Source organism: Bowmanella dokdonensis (assembly GCF_017254865.1).
In the GTDB taxonomy this organism is placed as follows: Bacteria; Pseudomonadota; Gammaproteobacteria; order Enterobacterales; family Alteromonadaceae; genus Bowmanella; species Bowmanella dokdonensis.
Map to the genome: position 1 here is coordinate 1 of NZ_JAFKCV010000412.1, position 283 is coordinate 283.

Annotated in this window: 1 protein-coding gene; it reads left to right on the forward strand. The window is 49.8% G+C overall.

Annotation, left to right across the window (positions count from 1 at the left end; all coding sequences use genetic code 11):
- A partial coding sequence (locus J0A66_RS23115) for an FKBP-type peptidyl-prolyl cis-trans isomerase (protein WP_369127397.1) occupies positions 1-224 on the forward strand: 224 nt, incomplete at its 5' end.
- Positions 225-283 lie beyond the last annotated feature (59 nt).

A 283-nucleotide genomic window follows, 5' to 3' on the forward strand; every position in this document is an offset into this window, starting at 1 on the left:
ATAAATGGCAGCCGGGTATGCTGGCACTGGTTCATACTGAGCATGGTCAACGCCAGGTGCTGATCAAAAAAGTCGGTAAGTTTATGGCAACAGTGGATCTAAACCATCCTCTGGCAGGTAAAACCCTGACATTTGATTTGGAAGTGATCGATGTACGTGAAGCAACGGCTGAGGAAATTGAACACGGCCACGCTCACGGTGAAGGTGGCCATCACCACCATTAAGCTAGACAGCAGGGGCGTTTCGCCCCTTGCTTTGTGTGCAGGAAGCTGTTGAATTGAGT